The 15,846-nt window shown below is 64.5% G+C and carries 14 protein-coding genes; 9 read left to right on the top strand and 5 right to left on the bottom strand.

Going from position 1 to position 15,846, the window contains the following annotated elements; genetic code table 11:
• A partial coding sequence (locus tag E4K65_RS43275) for a UDP-glucose dehydrogenase family protein (protein WP_135179287.1) occupies positions 1-718 on the bottom strand: 718 nt, incomplete at its 3' end.
• A 194-nt stretch (positions 719-912) separates the two neighbouring features.
• On the opposite strand from E4K65_RS43275, the gene E4K65_RS43280 reads away from it, so the two are divergent.
• The 3 genes from E4K65_RS43280 (at position 913) to E4K65_RS43295 (ending at position 6,177) form a co-directional block, all read left to right on the top strand.
• On the top strand, positions 913-1,980 hold the full coding sequence (locus tag E4K65_RS43280; protein ID WP_135179288.1) for an acyltransferase family protein: 1,068 nt from the start codon (positions 913-915) through the stop codon (positions 1,978-1,980).
• 237 nt (positions 1,981-2,217) lie between these two features.
• Positions 2,218-5,292, top strand: coding sequence for a DNA polymerase I (gene polA / locus E4K65_RS43285; protein ID WP_135179289.1), 3,075 nt, complete (start codon positions 2,218-2,220; stop codon positions 5,290-5,292).
• A gap of 249 nt (positions 5,293-5,541) precedes the next feature.
• The gene (locus E4K65_RS43295) at positions 5,542-6,177 is read left to right on the top strand and encodes a LysE family translocator (protein ID WP_027547498.1); all 636 of its coding nucleotides are present in this window, start codon (positions 5,542-5,544) and stop codon (positions 6,175-6,177) included.
• A gap of 164 nt (positions 6,178-6,341) precedes the next feature.
• Here E4K65_RS43295 and E4K65_RS43300 read toward each other — a convergent pair whose 3' ends face one another.
• On the bottom strand, positions 6,342-6,968 hold the full coding sequence (locus E4K65_RS43300; RefSeq protein WP_135179291.1) for a glutathione S-transferase family protein: 627 nt from the start codon (positions 6,966-6,968) through the stop codon (positions 6,342-6,344).
• Positions 6,969-7,153: 185 nt separating this feature from the next.
• On the opposite strand from E4K65_RS43300, the gene pyrE reads away from it, so the two are divergent.
• Complete coding sequence (pyrE, locus tag E4K65_RS43305) at positions 7,154-7,717, top strand: orotate phosphoribosyltransferase (protein ID WP_167771622.1); 564 nt, start codon at positions 7,154-7,156, stop codon at positions 7,715-7,717.
• Between the two features lie 249 nt (positions 7,718-7,966).
• Positions 7,967-8,737 carry a DUF2865 domain-containing protein gene (locus E4K65_RS43310; RefSeq protein ID WP_167771626.1) on the top strand — a complete coding sequence of 257 codons (771 nt, stop codon included), beginning with the start codon at positions 7,967-7,969 and terminating at the stop codon, positions 8,735-8,737.
• Positions 8,738-8,859: 122 nt separating this feature from the next.
• Here the strand turns inward: E4K65_RS43310 and E4K65_RS43315 are convergent, their stop codons facing one another.
• Entirely contained in the window at positions 8,860-9,291 is a 432-nt protein-coding gene (locus E4K65_RS43315; protein WP_027547502.1) for a hypothetical protein, read from the bottom strand.
• Positions 9,292-9,474: 183 nt separating this feature from the next.
• On the opposite strand from E4K65_RS43315, the gene E4K65_RS43320 reads away from it, so the two are divergent.
• Positions 9,475-9,768 carry a GIY-YIG nuclease family protein gene (locus tag E4K65_RS43320; protein ID WP_135179293.1) on the top strand — a complete coding sequence of 98 codons (294 nt, stop codon included), beginning with the start codon at positions 9,475-9,477 and terminating at the stop codon, positions 9,766-9,768.
• A gap of 63 nt (positions 9,769-9,831) precedes the next feature.
• On the opposite strand, the gene E4K65_RS43325 is transcribed toward E4K65_RS43320, so the two are convergent.
• Complete coding sequence (locus E4K65_RS43325; protein WP_135179294.1) at positions 9,832-10,065, bottom strand: hypothetical protein; 234 nt, start codon at positions 10,063-10,065, stop codon at positions 9,832-9,834.
• A 203-nt stretch (positions 10,066-10,268) separates the two neighbouring features.
• Here E4K65_RS43325 and E4K65_RS43330 point away from each other — a divergent pair, with 203 nt between their 5' ends.
• The 3 genes from E4K65_RS43330 (at position 10,269) to E4K65_RS43335 (ending at position 13,824) form a co-directional block, all read left to right on the top strand.
• Positions 10,269-12,785: a glycogen/starch/alpha-glucan phosphorylase gene (locus tag E4K65_RS43330; protein ID WP_167771627.1), complete on the top strand. Its 2,517-nt coding sequence runs from the start codon at positions 10,269-10,271 to the stop codon at positions 12,783-12,785.
• Positions 12,786-12,849: 64 nt separating this feature from the next.
• On the top strand, positions 12,850-12,981 hold the full coding sequence (locus tag E4K65_RS49645; RefSeq protein WP_283813932.1) for a hypothetical protein: 132 nt from the start codon (positions 12,850-12,852) through the stop codon (positions 12,979-12,981).
• A 27-nt stretch (positions 12,982-13,008) separates the two neighbouring features.
• On the top strand, positions 13,009-13,824 hold the full coding sequence (locus E4K65_RS43335; RefSeq protein ID WP_135179295.1) for an acyl-CoA thioesterase: 816 nt from the start codon (positions 13,009-13,011) through the stop codon (positions 13,822-13,824).
• A gap of 251 nt (positions 13,825-14,075) precedes the next feature.
• Here E4K65_RS43335 and E4K65_RS43340 read toward each other — a convergent pair whose 3' ends face one another.
• Positions 14,076-15,692 (bottom strand): phosphoenolpyruvate carboxykinase, encoded by a 1,617-nt coding sequence (locus tag E4K65_RS43340; RefSeq protein ID WP_135179296.1) that lies wholly within the window; start codon positions 15,690-15,692, stop codon positions 14,076-14,078.
• Between the last annotated feature and the right edge of the window lie 154 nt (positions 15,693-15,846).

Raw genomic sequence — 15,846 nt, forward strand, 5'->3', positions numbered from 1 at the left:
GCGCGACCTCCTGCACGTTGGCGCCGACCTTTTCGGAAAGGTCCGCGATCTCGTTGATGAAGGTGATCTTGGTCGCGAGGAATGCGTTGGCAGCGTATTTGATCATCTCGGCGGTGCGGCGTTCCGTGAACATCAGCGGCGCCTGGTTCAGCGACAGCGGGCGATAGATGTCGCCCATCACCTTGCGGCCGCGCTCGTCGGAGGTGCCGACCACGACACGGTCGGGATACTTGAAGTCGCGGATCGCCGCGCCCTCGCGCAGGAATTCGGGGTTGGAGGCGACGACGACGTCGGCTAACGGATTGGTCTCGCGGATGATGCGCTCGACCTCGTCGCCGGTGCCGACCGGCACGGTCGACTTGGTCACCACGACGGTGAAGCCCGACAGCGACTGCGCGATCTCTTTCGCGGCGGCGTAGACATAGGACAGATCGGCGTGCCCGTCGCCGCGGCGCGACGGCGTGCCGACCGCGATGAAGACGGCATCGGCATCCGCCACCGGCTTGGACAGGTCGGTGGTGAAGTCGAGCCGCTTGGCCTTGACGTTGCTTGCGACCAGCTCGTCGAGGCCGGGCTCGTAGATCGGGATCTCGCCGCGATGGAGCGCCGCGATCTTCTTCTCGTCCTTGTCGACGCAGGTGACGTCGTGACCGAAATCCGCAAAGCAGGCTCCGGACACCAGTCCCACATAGCCCGTTCCGATCATCGCGATTCGCATGGAAAACCCTGTTTTGGCTTGGTTAACGAAACCCCAACATGGGGCGGTTTAGCATTTTCCCGGGGCGAGGGAACCGTCCGCGCGCAAAAAACCGGCACGCGAATTGTACCGGTAAAGAAATCGTAAGCCGCAAGGCCCCACACTGCCTCGCGCCCGGACAGCACCGGGCGGAACACGGCTCGAAAAGGGACACCATGGCAGCAACCGGCACAATCGCCGCGAGCGGGGGACTCAAGCCCCCGGCTGCCGCGCGTGTCGACTGGGTCGACTATGCCAAGGGCATCTGCATCGTCATGGTCGTGATGATGCATTCGGTGCTGGGGGTCGAGCTCGCCGCCGGCGGGACCGGTTTCATGCATGTCGCCGTGGCCTTTGCAAAGCCGTTTCGGATGCCGGATTTCTTCCTGATTTCGGGCCTGTTCCTGTCATTGGTGATCGACCGCGACTGGCGAACCTATCTCGACCGCAAGGTGGTGCATTTCGCCTATTTCTATGTCGTCTGGGTGACAATCCAGTTCGGCTTCAAGGCGCCCGCCTTCGCGGCGGAGACGAGCTGGCGCGAGGTGGGCCTTCTATACCTCGAATCCTTCATCGAGCCGTTCGGCACGCTCTGGTTCATTTACCTGCTGCCGGTCTTCTTCGTCGTCACAAAACTGACACGGCGCGTCCCGCAGCTCGCGATCTGGCTCGTCGCCGCCGCGCTGGAGACGGCGCGCATCGCGACCGGCTGGACCGCGATCGACGAGTTCTGCGCACGCTTCGTCTATTTCTATTCGGGCTACCTGTTCGCGCCCTACGTGTTCGCGCTGTCGGATCGCGCGCGCAACCATCCTGCGCCCGCGCTCGCAGCACTCGCGATGTGGGCGCTGATCAATGCCGGCCTCGTCACAGTCGGCGCCAGCGAATGGAAGATCGTCTCACTCGTGCTCGGCTTTGCAGGGGCCTGCGCCATCATCACGATGGGCACGCTGCTCGCGCGCGCGCAGTGGCTGAACTTCTTCCGCTTCTGCGGCGAGCATTCGATCGTGATCTATCTCGCCTTCTTCCTGCCGATGGCGGCGACGCGCACGCTGCTGCTGCGCACCGGCGTCATCCCTGATATCGGCACGGTGTCGCTGATCGTCACTATCGCCGGTGTGCTCGGCGCGCTCGCGATCTGGCAGCTGGCCCTGCGGCTCGGTGCCAATTTCCTGTTCGAACGGCCGGATGCATTCTGGATCGCGCCGAAGAAGGCGGGCGTGCGGTTGCAGGCGGCGGAGTAGCTGGGCGACGCTCTCTACCGTCGTCCCGGCGAACGCCGGGACCCCATACCGCGTGATTTATCGATGGATCACGGTCTCCATACCACGGCCTAATCATTCAACTGCTAGTCATCGCCAAACTTCTCCCTGTGGTTATGGGTCCCGGCGTTCGCCGGGACGACGATGAGGTGTGGGAATCGCCCCAAATACCCAATGTTCAAGGCTGTCAAAGCCCGCAAAAATTCATACATTGCGGCCATGCCCAAGACATCCCCGAAGACCACCGCCAAAGCTGACACCAAGGCTGCCGCGCCCAAGACGGCCGCCGACAGCAAATCCGTTGCTGCGCCAGCTGCTGCCAAACCGGTCGCCGCCAAGGCGGCCGGCAAGGGCGACCACATCTTCCTGGTCGACGGTTCCGGCTACATCTTCCGCGCCTATCACGCGCTGCCGCCACTGAACCGCAAGTCGGACGGTCTTCAGGTCAACGCCGTGCTCGGCTTCTGCAACATGCTGTGGAAGCTTTTGCGCGACATGCCGGCCGACAACCGGCCGACGCATCTGGCCATCGTGTTCGACAAGTCGGAGGTCACCTTCCGCAACAAGATCTACCCCGAGTACAAGGCGCACCGGCCACCGGCGCCTGACGACCTGATCCCGCAATTCGCGCTGATCCGCGAAGCCGTACGCGCCTTCGACCTACCCTGCCTGGAACAAGGCGGCTTCGAGGCCGACGATCTGATCGCGACCTATGCGCGGCAGGCCACCGAGCGCGGCGCCACCACGACCATCGTGTCCTCCGACAAGGACCTGATGCAGCTCGTGAACGACAAGATCACGATGTACGACACCATGAAGGATCGCCGCATCGGCGTCCCCGAGGTGATCGAGAAGTTCGGCGTTCCCCCGGAGAAGGTGGTCGAGGTGCAGGCGCTCGCCGGCGATTCCACCGACAACGTGCCCGGCGTGCCCGGCATCGGCATCAAGACCGCGGCGCAGCTCATCGTCGAATATGGCGACCTCGAGCAGCTCCTGTTCCGCGCCACCGAGATCAAGCAGCCCAAGCGCCGCGAGGCGCTGATCGAGAACGCCGAGAAGGCGCGGATCTCGCGCAAGCTCGTGCTGCTCGACGACAAGGTCGAGCTGGAGGTGCCGCTCGACGACCTCGCCGTCCACGAGCCCGATGCGCGCAAGCTGATCGCCTTTCTGAAGGCGATGGAGTTCACGACGCTGACACGCCGCGTCGCGGACTATTCGCAGATCGATCCGGCGAATGTCGATGCCGATGCGTCGAACAGCAGCGGCGCCAGGGCCGGCGACGGCGCGGCGAAAGCAAAACCGTCTGAGGCCTCCGGCGATCTCTTCGCTACCCCCGCCGCGGCGGCAACGGGCGGCGACAAGGGCGACAAGTCGGCCAGCATCAAGGGCGCGCCGATCTCGCTCGCCGCCGCGCGCGAAGAGGCGCTGCGCAAGCTTCCGGTCGATCGTGCCAAGTACCAGGCCATCAAGACGCTCGCCGAATTGAACGCCTTCATCGCGCGCATCCACGATGCCGGTCATGTCGCGATCGAGATCCGTGCCAATTCCATCGATCCGATGCAGGCCGACCTCTGTGGCGTTGCACTGGCGCTCGCGCCGAACGACGCCTGTTACGTGCCGCTGGCGCACAAGCAGTCCGGCGGCGGCGCCGGCCTGTTCGACGCCGGCCTCGCGCCGGACCAGGTCAAGCATGCCGACGCGATCGAAGCGCTGCGGCCGGTGCTGGAATCATCAGGCATTCTCAAGATCGGCTTCGACGTCAAGTTCACCGCCGTCATGCTGGCGCAGCACGGCATCACCTTGCGCAACACCGACGACGCGCAGCTGATCTCCTATGTGCTCGACGCCGGCCGCGGCTCGCACGGGCTGGAATCGCTCGCCGAGCGCTGGTTCGGTCACGCCATGCTGAAGGAGGGCGAGCTGCTCGGCAGCGGCAAGGGCAAGATCACGTTCGACCAGGTGCCGATCGACAAGGCCGCGCCGCTGTCGGCGGAAGGCGCCGACATGGCCTTGCGCGTCTGGCGCGTGCTGAAGCCGCGCCTCATCGCCGAGCACATGACCGCGGTCTACGAGACGCTGGAGCGGCCACTGGTCGCAGTGCTCGCGCGCATGGAGCGGCGCGGCATCTCCATCGACCGCCAGGTGCTGTCGCGGCTGTCAGGCGATTTCGCCCAGACCGCCGCACGCGTCGAAGCCGAGATCCAGGAGATCGCGGGCGAGCCGGTCAATGTCGGCAGCCCCAAGCAGATCGGCGATATCCTGTTCGGCAAGATGAGCCTGCCGGGCGGCACCAAGACCAAGACCGGCGCGTGGTCGACCACCGCGCAGGTGCTCGACGAGCTCGCCGAGCAGGGCCACGACCTTCCGAAGAAGATTCTGGAATGGCGCCAGGTCTCCAAGCTGAAATCGACCTACACCGACGCGCTGCCGACCTACGTCAATCCGCACACCCATCGCGTGCACACGACCTACGCGCTGGCCGCGACGACGACGGGCCGGCTGTCGTCGAACGAGCCGAATTTGCAGAACATCCCGGTGCGCACCGAGGACGGCCGCAAGATCCGCCGCGCCTTCATCGCGACGCCCGGGCACAAGCTCGTCTCCGCCGACTATTCGCAGATCGAGCTGCGGCTGCTGGCGGAGATCGCCGACATCCCCGTGCTGAAGCAGGCGTTCCGCGACGGTCTCGACATTCACGCCATGACCGCGTCGGAAATGTTCGGCGTGCCGATCAAGGGCATGCCAAGCGAGATCCGCCGCCGCGCGAAAGCGATCAATTTCGGCATCATCTACGGCATCTCGGCCTTCGGCCTCGCCAACCAGCTCGGCATCGCGCGCGAGGAGGCCTCGGCCTACATCAAGAAGTACTTCGAACGCTTCCCCGGTATCCGCGCCTATATGGACGAGACGCGGGATTTCTGCCGGAGCCACGGCTATGTCACCACGCTGTTCGGCCGCAAGTGCCACTATCCCGACATCAAGGCCTCCAACGCCTCGGTGCGCGCCTTCAACGAGCGCGCCGCGATCAACGCCCGGCTCCAGGGCACCGCCGCCGACATCATCCGCCGCGCCATGACGCGCGTGGAGGACGCGCTTGCCGAGAAGAAGTTGTCGGCGCAGATGCTGCTCCAGGTGCACGACGAGTTGATCTTCGAGGTGCCGGACGCCGAGGTCGAGGCGACGCTGCCGGTCGTGCAGCACGTCATGCAGGACGCGCCGTTCCCGGCCGTGCTGCTCTCGGTACCGCTGCACGTCGATGCGCGCGCAGCGAACAACTGGGACGAGGCGCATTGATTTCGCCTCACCTCCGGTGTCGTCCCGGCGAAGGCCGGGACCCATAGCCACAGGGAGCAGTTTGGCGAAGGCTCGTCGTTCGGTACTCCGACCATTTGCGATCGATAGACCTCGCGGTATGGGTCCCGGCCTTCGCCGGGACGACATCGGGTTGAGATCTGCGAATCCAATTGTCCTCCGAGCAATTGCGTGATGGCACCACCGCGCGGCGCATATTAGAACCGTGCCGTCTCCCGCACCGGTTCACCCATGCCCCACACCCCCGCCCTGCTCGGCTTCGCCCTCGTCTGCCTCGGCCTCGTGCTCACGCCGGGACCGAACATGATCTACCTGATCTCGCGCTCGATCACGCAGGGGCCCGCCGCGGGTATCGTCTCGCTCGGCGGCGTGGCGCTCGGCTTCGTGTTCTACATGCTGTGCGCGGCGTTCGGCATCACGGCGCTCCTGCTCGCCATTCCCTTTGCCTATGACGCGCTGCGCTTCGCCGGCGCCGGCTATCTGCTGTGGCTGGCCTGGCAGGCGGTGAAGCCCGGCGGGCGCTCGCCGTTCCAGGTGAAGACGCTTTCGATCGACAGCCCGCGCAAATTATTCGCGATGGGCTTCGTCACCAATCTGCTCAATCCGAAGATCGCGATGCTGTATCTGGCACTGCTGCCGCAGTTCATCGATCCCGCAGCCGGCAGCGTGCTGACGCAGTCGGTGGTGCTGGGGGCGATCCAGATCGCGATCAGCGTCAGCGTCAACGCGATGATCGCGCTCGCGGCAGGTTCGATCGCGCTGTTCCTGGCGAACCGGCCGAGCTGGATGCTAGTGCAGCGCTGGCTGATGGGCACGGTGCTGGCCGGGCTTGCGGTCAGGATGGCTGTGGAAGCGCGGAAGGTGTGAGGGCTTTCTTCCTTCTCCCCTTGTGGGAGAAGGTGGCGCGAAGCGCCGGATGAGGGGTTCTCTCCACGCGCAAGACCGTTCGTGAGGATGGAGACCCCTCACCCGTCTCGCCGCTACGCGGTGAGCCACCCTCCCCCACAAGGGGGGAGGGAAAAAGGCCCGCCTCAATCCAGCTTCGCGTCCATTCCCCGCTTCACCGCCGGCCGGGCCATCAGGGCCTCGTACCAGCGCTTGACGTTGGGGAAATCCGCCAGCTCAACCTTGTGGCGAGGGTGGCGCCAAGCCCAGCCCAGGATGGCAAAATCGGCAACCGAGAGGTCGCCGGCGACGAAGTCGCGGTCCGCCAGCCGGCGGTCGAGCACGCCGTAGAGCCGACGGGTCTCGGCCATGAAGCGCTTCAGGCCGTAGGCGCGGTCCTGCTCGTTCTCGAGCGCGATGAAATGGTGCACCTGGCCGGGCATCGGGCCGAAGCCGCCCATCTGCCACATCAGCCATTCGTAGACCGGGATACGACCCGTAAGCGATTTCGGCAGGAATTTGCCGGTCTTTTCACCCAGATAGAGCAGGATCGCGCCGGATTCGAAGATGCTGACGGGCTTGCCGTCCGGCCCCTCGGGGTCGACGATCGCAGGGATCTTGTTGTTGGGAGAGAGCTTCAGGAACTCCGGCGCCATCTGCTCGCCCTTGGTGATGTTCACCGGGATCACCTTGTAGGGCAGCCCCATCTCCTCCAGCGCAACCGAGATCTTGCGGCCGTTCGGCGTGTTCCAGGTGTGCAGCTCGATGGTCATGCGTCGTTTCCCTTCCCCAAAAGGCATGAGCCCTCACCTACTCCAGAAGGTTGCGGCCCCACAACCGGCGGTCCGGGATGGCCGATCGTCGGCCGATCCCTGTTGACTGGGCCGGTCCCCTCTGGAATGTCGCGGCCGTCGCGGATAAATTCCGCCACTTCCAAAAACGCTCCCGAGGGACCGCCGTGTCGAAATCAGCCTCCCGCGCCCGCCTGTTCGAAATCATCCGCCGGCGCTCCTTCGGCCGCGGCGAGGTGACGCTCGCGTCGGGCCGCAAGAGCGATTTCTACTTCAACCTCAAGCCGACCATGCTCGACCCGGAGGGCGCGACGCTGCTCGCCGAGCTGACCTATGAGGCGCTGAAGGACGACAATCTGGATTTCATCGGCGGGCTCGAGATGGGGGCGGTGCCGCTCGCCGGCGCGCTGGCGCAGATCTCCTGGATCAAGGGCCATCCGATCGCGGCGTTCTTCGTGCGCAAGAAGCCGAAGGAGCACGGCGCCAAGCTCGCGATCGAAGGCCTGCCCAGGGGCGAGACGCTTCAGGGCAAGCGCGTCGTCATCGTCGAGGACGTCACCACGACCGGCGGCTCGGCGATGAAGGCGGTGGAATCCGTGCGCGAGACCGGTGCCGAGGTGGTGCTGGTGCTGACCATGGTCGATCGCGAGGAAGGCGCCACCGACACCTTCGGCGCGGCCGGCCTGCCGTTCCGCGCGCTCTACAAGGCGTCGGAGTTTTTGAAGGCTTGAGGCCGCGAAACAGTCCCGGCCGTCCATGCCCGGGGCGTGGCCCGGAAGCAACGATCCGCCGGAAGCTGTGCCTGGCCTTGAAGAGGTCACGGCCTCGACTTGAATCCGCCTCCGCTCAACTGCTCATTTACCATCCTGCATTACGGTGAATCATGTGCTGAGACCTGATGGTCCCGGCCGGTTCAGTAGCGTCGGGTGGAGTCAGCATTGCGCACAGTCATGTCCCATGCGCGCCAGCGGCGTCGCGCGATGCTTGTGGCCGCCACCCTGGCAGCCCCGCTGCTTGCAGCTCCCGCCCCGGCTTCGGCCGAAGGCCTGTTCGACTTCTTCTTCGGCGGCATGCAGCAGCAACGGCCGCAGCGCGAGGTGCCGCAGCAGGCGAACTCCTACGCCGATCCCTTCACCGGCCAGCCGAATCCCGCAGCCCAGTATGTGCCGCCGACACGCGCGGCGGCCGCCGGCGGCTCGGGCCCGGCGTTCTGCGTGCGCAGCTGCGACGGCAAATATTTTCCGCTGATGCGCGGCCTCACCTCGCCCGCCCAGATGTGTCAGGCGTTCTGTCCTGCCACCGCGACAAAGGTCTATTTCGGCTCCTCGATCGATGGCGCTGCTTCGCAGACCGGCGAGCGTTACGCGGACAGCGAGAACGCATTCGCCTATCGCAAGGCGCTGCGCGCCGACTGCACCTGCAACGGCCGCGAGCCGGTCGGCCTCGCCCCGGTCGATCTCGCGCTGGATTCGTCGCTGAAGGCCGGTGACGTGATCGCCACCAGCGACGGCCTCGTCGCCTATACCGGCGTCCGCCTCGGCATGGAGCAGACCGCGGAGTTCACCCCGGTCGCTTCCTATCCCGGCCTCACCGCACAGGTCCGTGCGCGGCTCGGCGAGATGAAGGTGGCACCGGTGCGCGCAGACACGGTGGCAGCAGATGCGCCGGCGGAGATCGTGCGCGAAGCGCTGCCTGACGTGACGGTGCCGAAGACGCAGGCGAAGCCGGCGAAGCGGGCGGGGCTGGATTGAAATCCTCATGGTGAGGAGCGCGGAACGCGCGTCTCGAACCATGAAGGCCCGACTGCTGAAGCTCGGCCTTCATCCTTCGAGACGCTTACTTCGCAAGCTCCTCAGGATGAGGATTGAGGCCGTCACCTCCCGATAATCACCCCGATCACGTTCGGTGCCGCCAGATATTTCTCTTCGATCGCCGCGCGTGCGGCGGCGCGGTTTTCCTGAGTCAGCAGCCCGCGCTTCTCGGCCAGGATCATCCAGCAGAAACCCCACCAGTCGGTCAGCATGCCCTGATCGCCAACGAGGTCATATCCCTGCTCGGCCGCGAAGATGCGCGCATGCGCTTCGTCCAGCGTATCGAGAAACAGGTGATCCTCGACCGCGAACAGATCGTCGCTGATGTCGTCGATGGTGTAGCCCCAGATCGACTGGCACACCGCGTTGAATTCGCGGTCGAACTGGTCGTCATCGATCCTCTGGCGCCGCGCCGCCTGATGCAGCCGCGACAGCGAGCGCGCGAAATCGGCGATCCGGGTGAGGGCAAACTGGTCGAAGGCAATGGTGGACATGTAGTCCTCGCAAAGTCGGACAGACGCTAGATGTTGTATCGGCAACGCGCCGAATCACAATGATATATCAAAGACTTGCTAAAGTGTTCTTAATTTGTTCCGATGCCTCTACAATGTCGTCCCGGCGAAGGCCGGGACCCATAACCACCGCTGTTCGACGTTTTCGGAAATGGGCGCTCAGCAATGAATGCACCAGACGCGTACTTCGTCTACATCCTCGCGAGCCGGCGCTACGGCACGCTATACGTCGGCATCTGCAACGACCTCAGCAATCGCCTGTCATTGCATCGCTCGGGACGCGGTTCAAAGTTCGTCAGCAAGTACGGCGTGACGCGACTTGTTTACGTTGAGACCTATGCTTCGCCATCCGAAGCGATCGGGCGCGAGAAGGCGCTGAAGGAGTGGCGACGCGACTGGAAGATTCGCTTGATCGAGCAAGAAAATCCGGATTGGCGCGATCTCTCGCATCTTCTCTGACAGCGGTGGGTATGGGTCCGGCCTTCGCCGGGACGACACCATCTTCTTAGCAAGCCACCCGCCTCAATTCGCCGCCGACATCAACCTGTCCCCGCACGCATTCGCGTAGAACTTGCCGCCGCATTGGCGCTTGATTGCGGCGCAGCGGGCGGCTGGCGTTGCGTTTTGCGGGACGGTGAAGCCGCAGCTCAAACCGTCGGCGCTGCGGCTGGATTTGCCGGCAGCAAACGCAGCGCTGGAGGCGGAGATGCAGACGACGAGCAGCGCCGCGGCGGCGATTTCGATCAGCAGTCTCATGGCGCATCTCCTCCACACTGATGGCTGAATTGGTCGCCATTCTAGCACCAAATCCACGCTTCTCCGTGCTCGTCCGGGTTCCCAAATCGGCCCGTTCCTTGCATAAATTTACGCCAGCGCAGTGCACGGACCGGCGACAGTTCCGGTGCAGAGGCAAGACGCGTAGGGTGAGTAGTGTTTCTGTCGACCAGGAAGTGACGGCTTTGCAAGATCAATCGTTCCAGCCCAATTTTGCCGCCCCCGGCCAGCCCATCGACGAGCTCGCGCTGGCCGAGATCAAGGGCGCGATCCTGGCGAAGCTGCGTCTTGCCATCGGCAAGGACGCCGGCATGGCGACCAAGCACGACTGGTACCAGGCCGCGGCGCTCGCGCTGCGCGACCGCATCGTGCATCGCTGGCTCACGGCCGAGAAGCACAGCTACGACGCGGGGCGCAAGCGCGTCTATTATCTCTCGCTCGAATTCCTGATCGGCCGCCTGTTCACCGATGCGCTCAACAATATGGGGCTGCTCCAAATCTTCGAGGTCGCGCTCGGCGATCTCGGTGTCTCCCTGCCCGAACTGCGCAAATGCGAGCCGGACGCTGCGCTCGGCAATGGTGGCCTCGGGCGGCTCGCCGCCTGCTTCATGGAGAGCATGGCGACGCTCTCGATCCCCGCAATCGGCTACGGCATCCGCTACGATTACGGCCTGTTCCGCCAGATCATCAACCAAGGCTGGCAGCAGGAATATCCGGACGAGTGGCTCGGCTTCGGCAATCCCTGGGAATTGCAGCGGCCGGAAGTGATCTACAACATTCATTTCGGCGGCGGCGTCGAGCATGTCGACGACAAGGGCCGCGACCGCGCGATCTGGCATCCGGGCGAGACCGTGCAGGCCATCGCTTATGACACGCCGATCGTCGGCTGGCGCGGCCAGCACGTCAATGCGCTCCGTCTGTGGTCGGCACGCTCGCCCGATCCGCTGAAGCTCGACGCCTTCAACAAGGGCGACTATGTCAGCGCCAGCGCCGAGCAGTCGCGCGCCGAAGCGATCTGCAAATTCCTCTATCCGAACGACGAGAGCCCGGCGGGCCGCGAGCTGCGGCTGCGCCAGGAATATTTCTTCGTCTCGGCCTCGCTCCAGGATCTCGTCAAGCGGCATCTGTCGTCCGACGGCCAACTCCGCAGCCTGTCGTCGAAGGTCGCGGTGCAGCTCAACGACACCCATCCGAGCCTCGCCGTCACCGAGCTGATGCGGATCCTCGTCGACCTGCACAATTTCCGCTGGGACGAGGCGTGGAAGATCACGGTCGCCACGCTCTCCTACACCAATCACACGCTGCTGCCCGAAGCGCTGGAGACCTGGCCGGTCGAGCTGTTCGAGCGCCTGTTGCCGCGGCACCTGGAGATCATCTACCGCATCAACGTCCAGCATCTGGCGCTCGCCGAAGCGCGCGCGCCCGGCGACATCGACTTCCGCGCCTCGGTCTCGCTGATCGACGAGAAGAGCGGCCGCCGCGTGCGCATGGGCCAGCTCGCCTTCGTCGGCTCGCACCGCATCAACGGCGTCTCGGCGATGCATTCGGACCTGATGCGCGAGACCGTGTTCCACGATCTCAACCATCTCTATCCCGGCCGCATCACCAACAAGACCAACGGCGTCACCTTCCGCCGCTGGCTGATGCTGGCAAACCCGAAGCTGACCGACCTGTTGCGCGAGACCTGCGGCGAGGCTGTGCTCGATGATCCGACGCAGCTCTCACTGATTGAAGCGCGCGCCAGCGACGTCGAATTCCAGAAGAAATTCCGTGCCGTCAAGCATCACAACAAGACGGCCCTGGCGCGACTGATCGGCGAGCGGCTCGGCATCAAGGTCGATCCGGGCGCGTTGTTCGACGTGCAGATCAAGCGCATCCACGAATACAAGCGCCAGCTGCTCAACGTCATCGAGACGGTCGCGCTGTACCAGTCGATCAAGGACGATCCCAACGGCAACTGGGTGCCGCGCGTCAAGATCTTCGCCGGCAAGGCGGCGGCGAGCTACAAATACGCCAAGCTGATCATCAAACTGATCAACGACGTCGCGGATGTCGTCAACAACGATCCCGCGATCGGCGGCAAGCTGAAGGTCGTCTTCCTGCCCGACTACAATGTCAGCCTCGCGGAGGTGATCATTCCCGCGGCCGACCTGTCCGAGCAGATCTCGACCGCCGGCATGGAAGCGTCCGGCACCGGCAACATGAAGCTGGCGCTCAACGGCGCCATCACCATCGGCACGCTCGACGGCGCCAATATCGAGATCCGCGACCATGTCGGCAACGAGAACATCGCGATCTTCGGCATGGAGGCCGGCGACGTGATGATCCGGCGCAAGCAGGGCCTGGATGCCTCCGACGTGATCCGCAATTCGCCGAAGCTCCAGCGCGCCATCAACGCGGTCGGCGCCGGCGAGTTCTCGCCCGGCGATCCCGGCCGCTTCGAATCCATCGCGCATGCGCTGCGCTATCTCGACCATTACATGGTCAGCGCCGATTTCGATTCCTATTACGAGGCGCAGCGCTCGGTCGATGCGCGCTGGCAGGTGGCGCCGGCCTGGACGCGCGCCTCCATCCTCAACGTCGCGCGCATGGCGTGGTTCTCCTCCGACCGCACCATCCGCGAATATGCCGAGGAGATCTGGAACGTGCCGGTCAATCCGACCACGCCGCTGCTGCCTGACCTGCGCGACGTCGCGGGCTGATTTTCCGCAGTGTGAAATCGGCGTTATCTGCGAGGTTATTGCATCTCGCGACGAAGATGATGATATGATCGTCATCATCCCCAAGGCGGCGCCGGCGATACGGACGCCGTGGCCACACCGTCATTGCGAGCGCAGCGAAACAATCCAGACCGTCTCCGCGGAAAGACTCTGGATTGCTTCGCTGCGCTCGCAATGACGGTCGGGGAGACACCGAGGATCACCGATGCACGCCAAGCTCCCGCACCCGTTCGACGACGCCACCCGCATCAACGCCGGTGACTCCAGCTGGCAGGGGCACACCAGCGACGATTACTGGGCCTTTGTCGGCCCGTTCGGCGGCGCCACCGCCGCGACCATCCTGCGCGCGCTGATCGAGCATCCGCAAGCCGCCGGCGATCCACTGGCCCTCACCGTCAATTACTGCGCACCGATCGCCAAGGGCCCGTTCGATCTCGATTTGCGTCTGGTGAAGGCCAATCGCTCCAGCCAGCACTGGAGCGTCGAACTGTCGCAGGGCGGCGGCGAGGTCGCGACGCTCGCCACCGCCGTGTTCGCCGAGCGGCGGCCGTCCTGGGAGCACAGGGTGGCGACGGTCCCGGACACAAAGCCGTTCGAAGAGACGCTGCCATTCCCGAAACTCTCGGCGTCCTGGGCCAACCAGTACGAATTCCGCTTCGTCGAGGGCGAGATGCGGATCGGCCCGCCGCAGGTCGAGCTCGCCAGCACCTATTCGAAAATCTGGATCAGCGACCGCACCCCGCGCAAGCTCGACATGCTGTCGCTGATGTCGATGTCGGACGCCTTCTTCGGCCGCATCTTCCACGCGCGGCGCGAGCTGGTGCCGTTCGGCACGGTGTCGCTGACGACCTATTTCCACACCGACAGCGAAGAGCTCGCGGCCGAGGACATCACCCGCGTGCTGGCGACCGCCGATTCGAAGATCATGCACAAGAGCTACGCCGACCAGAACGCCGAGCTGTGGTCCCCGAATGGACGGCTGCTCGCGACCACGACGCAGATCGCGTATTTCAAGGCGTAGCCACGACTGTCTCCACGGCGTCGTCCCGGCGCAGGCCGGGACCCATACCGCGTGATCTGTCGAGGAAGCGCGGTGCAAGTACCGGCGAAGAAAAGATCACGATGAATCTTCGCCAAACCACTTCCTGTGGTTATGGGTCCCGGCCTTCGCCGGGACGACATCGAGGGTGTGGCTTGCGCCAATGCTCGCAAACGCCCCAAACAAAAAGGGCGGCCTCGCGGCCGCCCTTTCGCATTTCAAACGATGCGAACCTACTCTGCCGCGAGCTTCACGTCCGGCGCGGCCGCGCGCACCTCGGCGTCGACCTGGGCTTCGAACTTGGCAAAGTTCTTCTGGAACATGCCAACCAGCGCGCGGGCGGTCTTGTCGAACTCGTCCTTGTCCTTCCAGGTGTTGACCGGGTTGAGGATTTCGCTCGGCACGCCCGGCAGCGCGGTCGGGACCGCGAAGCCGAAATACTTGTCGGTGCGGAATTCGACGTTGCGAAGCGAACCGTCGAGGGCTGCCGTCAGCAGCGCGCGGGTCACCTTGATCGGCATGCGCGAGCCGACACCGTACTTGCCGCCGGTCCACCCCGTGTTGACCAGCCAGCAGTCGACATTGTGCTGAGCGATCAGGTCGCGCAGCATGTTGCCGTAGACGGATGGATCGAGCGGCAGGAAGGGCGAGCCGAAGCAGGTCGAGAATTCCGGCTGCGGCTCGTTGCCGAGACCACGCTCGGTGCCGGCGACCTTGGCGGTGTAGCCGGACAGGAAGTGATACATCGCCTGCGCCGGTGACAGCTTTGCGATCGGCGGCAGCACGCCGAAGGCGTCAGCGGCGAGCATCACCACGTTCTTCGGCTGCGGCGCGCGGCCGGTGCGCGAAGCGTTCGGGATGAAGTCGAGCGGATAGGCCGAGCGGGTGTTCTCGGTCTTGGAGCCGTCGTCGAAGTCCACCACGCGAGTGTCCTCGTCGAGCACGCAGTTCTCGAGCACCGCGCCGAAGCGCGTCGAAGCGGCGTAGATCTCGGGCTCGGCTTCCTTCGACAGCTTGATGCACTTGGCATAGCAGCCGCCTTCGAAATTGAAGACGCCGTTGGGTCCCCAGCCGTGCTCGTCGTCACCGATCAGGGTGCGGTTCGGGTCGGCCGACAGCGTGGTCTTGCCGGTGCCTGAAAGCCCGAAGAAGATCGCGGCATCACCCTTGGCGCCGACATTGGCCGAGCAGTGCATCGGCATCACGCCGCGCTCGGGCAGATAGTAGTTCAGCGTGGTGAAGACCGACTTCTTCATCTCGCCGGCATAATAGGAGCCGCCGATCAGCACGATCTTGCGGGCGAAGTCGATCGCGACGACGTTCTCCGACTTGCAGCCGTGGCGCTTCGGATCGGCGCGGAAGCTCGGCATGTCGATGATGGTGAGCTCGGGCGTGAAGGTCGACAGCTCGACCGCCTCGGGGCGGATCAGCAGCGTGCGGATGAACAGCGAATGCCAGGCGAGCTCGGTGAACACGCGGGTCTTGATCCGGTAGGCCGGATCAGCGCCGCCGTAGAGGTCCTGCGCGAACAGGCTCTTGCCTTCGGCGTGCTTGAGGAAGTCCTGATAGAGCGTCTCGAACTGCTCCGCGGTGATCGACTGGTTGCCGGCCCACCACATCTTCTTGTCGGTGGTGGCATCCCGGACCGTGAACTTGTCCTTGGGGCTGCGGCCGGTGAACTCGCCGGTGTCGGCGCAGAGCGCGCCGTCGGCGGACAGCACCGCCTCGCCCGCGGAGAGTGAATATTGATAAAGCTGCGGTGCGCCGAGGTTCCAGTGAACCTGTTTGAGCTTCTTTAAGCCGAATTTGTCGGCACCGAAGGCACCGTTGCGCACGCCCGTCTCTTGCACGAAATATCCTCCTAGAACCCGCGACACTTAGCGCGGTCATGCTTTGGCGCCGTCGCGGTCACCGTGAATAATAGGCCATCCAGCCAAGGTTGGGCGACCTAATACTGATGAACGCTGGCGTTGCCAAGCCGATCCCGCAGGATTTGGTTTATTC

It is taken from the genome of Bradyrhizobium niftali, from assembly GCF_004571025.1.
In the GTDB taxonomy this organism is placed as follows: domain Bacteria; phylum Pseudomonadota; class Alphaproteobacteria; order Rhizobiales; family Xanthobacteraceae; genus Bradyrhizobium; species Bradyrhizobium niftali.

Bases quoted from the DNA above. Each gene is read 5' to 3' on its own strand.
- E4K65_RS43280 (WP_135179288.1), top strand. From the start codon at position 913: ATGGCAGCAACCGGCACAATCGCCGCGAGCGGGGGACTCAAGCCCCCG.
- polA (WP_135179289.1), top strand. From the start codon at position 2,218: ATGCCCAAGACATCCCCGAAGACCACCGCCAAAGCTGACACCAAGGCT.
- E4K65_RS43295 (WP_027547498.1), top strand. From the start codon at position 5,542: ATGCCCCACACCCCCGCCCTGCTCGGCTTCGCCCTCGTCTGCCTCGGC.
- E4K65_RS43300 (WP_135179291.1), bottom strand. From the start codon at position 6,968: ATGACCATCGAGCTGCACACCTGGAACACGCCGAACGGCCGCAAGATC.
- E4K65_RS43310 (WP_167771626.1), top strand. From the start codon at position 7,967: ATGCTTGTGGCCGCCACCCTGGCAGCCCCGCTGCTTGCAGCTCCCGCC.
- E4K65_RS43315 (WP_027547502.1), bottom strand. From the start codon at position 9,291: ATGTCCACCATTGCCTTCGACCAGTTTGCCCTCACCCGGATCGCCGAT.
- E4K65_RS43320 (WP_135179293.1), top strand. From the start codon at position 9,475: ATGAATGCACCAGACGCGTACTTCGTCTACATCCTCGCGAGCCGGCGC.
- E4K65_RS43325 (WP_135179294.1), bottom strand. From the start codon at position 10,065: ATGAGACTGCTGATCGAAATCGCCGCCGCGGCGCTGCTCGTCGTCTGC.
- E4K65_RS49645 (WP_283813932.1), top strand. From the start codon at position 12,850: ATGATCGTCATCATCCCCAAGGCGGCGCCGGCGATACGGACGCCGTGG.
- E4K65_RS43335 (WP_135179295.1), top strand. From the start codon at position 13,009: ATGCACGCCAAGCTCCCGCACCCGTTCGACGACGCCACCCGCATCAAC.